A 1,669-nucleotide genomic window follows, 5' to 3' on the forward strand; every position below is an offset into this window, starting at 1 on the left:
GGCTCATCGGCGCGCCAGCGTGGCACCTTGGCCGCCGTGGGCTGGTTCATGGTGTCGTTGTGGGCGGTGAGGCGGCGCAGGGTGGCGCACCACTCCGGCAGCGGCAGCAGGGCGCAGAGCACCGCCAGCTGCTGGGCCAGGTCATCGGCGCTGTGACCGGTGACCAGCCAGGCGAGGGCATGCAGCTGGCCGGCGGGCAAACGCGGGTCGGCGCCATCTTGCAGCTTGGCGACCAGGGTGGCCACCGCCTTGGGGGCGGACAGGTGGTACTGGTTGCCCTGCTGCTGGCCCACCCCGTGCTGGTAGGGGGTGACGGTCAGGCAGCGGCCGGTCACCAGCAGCCGGTCGAGCTCGCTGCGCAGGCCCGCCAGGGCGGTGGCCGCCCCGCTTAGCGGGTGGCGGCGGTACTGGGCACGGTCCGCAAGCCCTTGCAGGCGGTCCATGGCACTGGATTGGGCGGCGGGCAGTTGGCCGAGCACACCCCGGGCGCGGGTGTGCAGGCTGGCAGCACTGGCAGGCCAGCGCAGCGGCCCTTGCGTCCAACTCATTGCGGCGCCTCTGGCCAGCTGACCTCGCTTGGCCAGCCGTCACTTTGTGGCAGGCGGTAGAGGGTGACACGGTAGCGCTGCCAGCGCGTGAGCCGCTCGCGCTCTGCCTCGCTGATGATGCCAAGGGTGTGGGCATCCTCCAGCGGCGCCATGGCGCTGGCCGCCTGTTTCAGCTTGTCCGCCAGGATGGCCTGTTGCTGCGCCTCGGTCGGCGGCGCAGGGGTAATCACCTCGATGTCGCCAAACTCGCCAAACACGGCCCGGCTATAGAGCTCGCGGCCATGTTCTTCCGAGTCATCCTTGCGGGCGGCGAACTGCACCGGCTCGGGCAGGTGGGCAAACAGCACATCCAGGGTGATGCTGTCGGGATCTGATTCGTCATGGCGGGGACGCGCAGCGCTCAGTACTTCAATACGTTCCATTACGGTCTCCGAGGTTTAGGCGATACGAATAAACAGGGTGGTACGGTCGTCCCAGCGGTCGTCATCGTTGTGCGTGACGAAGCCCAAGCACTTCCATGTGCCTGGTAGTGCCAATCCTCGATTCTGTCCCCACTCCGAACAGTTGGCGGGTCGCAGCGATGAGCCGGCGATTGTTGCGGACGGGTTCATGGAGGTGGCATGGCCCGGGATAACGGCGGCAAACATGTAGGTGCCTACCTGCCCCCAGCCGCTGGCGACAATGTCCTGGTTGCCTTGCGCTGCGGTGTGGTTATGGGAGTTATGTGGCGGGTTGTGGGGGCTGTATACCCTGTGCCCCGCGTCATATACGCCGCCTGTAGCAAACAAATTTCCGCTGGGGTCAACTTTGAGTCTGGTGGCAGATGACGATCCCGCACCGTTTGACGTACCGATGAGGTAGTCGCCGAGAACGGTCAGGTAGGTGATCACCGCATGTTTACCCGGAATGTGATATTCCGTCATAGGGTATGCGGGGTCTTCGATATACAACCTGTTCTTAACATTCCACGGTGTTAGGGCCGCATTCAACCAGTCCCGCACTGCACCTATATTGCTGCAATAGCGTAGATAGTTATCGCCGCCAGCATTGACGCGAAATGCAATGGCTCCGGCAATGCTGGCCTCATTAGCGATGGTGGTTCTGATTGTACTAGCATGCAG

The 1,669-nt window shown here is 64.1% G+C and carries 1 protein-coding gene and 2 pseudogenes; all 3 read right to left on the reverse strand.

Features of this window, described 5'->3' with window-relative positions; translation table 11 throughout:
* A pseudogene (locus tag GWQ22_RS21310) lies at window positions 1-548 on the reverse strand (hypothetical protein); the annotation flags it as partial.
* Window positions 545-970, reverse strand: coding sequence for a tail fiber assembly protein (locus GWQ22_RS21315; protein WP_275931605.1), 426 nt, complete (start codon window positions 968-970; stop codon window positions 545-547). The gene GWQ22_RS21315 and the pseudogene GWQ22_RS21310, both read right to left, overlap by 4 nt.
* A 15-nt stretch (window positions 971-985) precedes the next feature.
* Window positions 986-1,669 (reverse strand): annotated as a pseudogene (locus GWQ22_RS21320) (phage tail protein); the annotation flags it as partial.

Source organism: Aeromonas sp. 1HA1 (assembly GCF_029237385.1).
GTDB lineage: Bacteria > Pseudomonadota > Gammaproteobacteria > Enterobacterales > Aeromonadaceae > Aeromonas > Aeromonas popoffii.